We start from the raw sequence: 749 nt of genomic DNA, 5'->3' as shown, positions 1-749 counted from the left end.
AGGTTACAAAGGACGTACATGGCGTCACAGTCGCTCACCAAGTTCTATAGGAACATCTCTGATGTCCATAAGCTTGCTGAAGCGCACAGCAAACTAAATCCGGGTGGTTTAGGCCGCCGATCACTTGGCCATATCACCCGTAGCGGAGTGGTTATGCTTTGTGCTGCGTGGGAAGTATACTTTGAAGATATTGTTACGGAAGCTGTGCGGCATATAACTGGAGCGTTAGATACCCCTTCGCAATTACCACCTTCTGTTCAGAAAAAATTAAGCTCTCAAGTTAAAGCTGACTCACATGAGCTAAAACCTCTTGAATTGGCAGGGGAAGGTTGGAAAGAACTCTTACTCCACTACGCTAGAAAAGAAGCATCAAGTATTAATACACCAAAAAGTCATGTACTTGAGTTATATGCCAAGCATTTTATCGGTACCGACGGTATTTCATCCGCTTGGCATGTCGGCCCGGATCGAGTTAATCATATCGTATCAATCAGGGGCGAAATTGCGCATCGAGGACGTGATGCCGAATACATACCTATTCTTGATTTAAAGCTCTATACCAAAGAAATTGTGCGCACTGCTGTTGAAACGGACAATCATATATGCTTGCACATCAAATCAGCTACAGGAGCAAAAAGCCAGCCATGGCGACGAAAAACTGTCCCAGAGTAAAAACCTCTAACAATGCCGTAAACTCGGACGTATTTTTCGTTCGCTGCGCTCACTATAAATACGCCGGTTACGGCTGG

Annotated in this window: 1 protein-coding gene; it reads left to right on the top strand. The window is 45.0% G+C overall.

Translation table 11 applies throughout. The annotated features are described in order from the left end of the window. On the top strand, nucleotides 1-672 hold a 672-nt coding region (locus tag RIFP1SYM_RS17685), incomplete at its 5' end, for a HEPN domain-containing protein (protein ID WP_240992161.1). Between the last annotated feature and the right edge of the window lie 77 nt (nucleotides 673-749).

This window comes from endosymbiont of Riftia pachyptila (vent Ph05) (assembly GCF_000224455.1).
In the GTDB taxonomy this organism is placed as follows: Bacteria; Pseudomonadota; Gammaproteobacteria; order Chromatiales; family Chromatiaceae; genus Endoriftia; species Endoriftia persephonae.
This window is presented reverse-complemented; position numbering and strand designations above follow the sequence as displayed.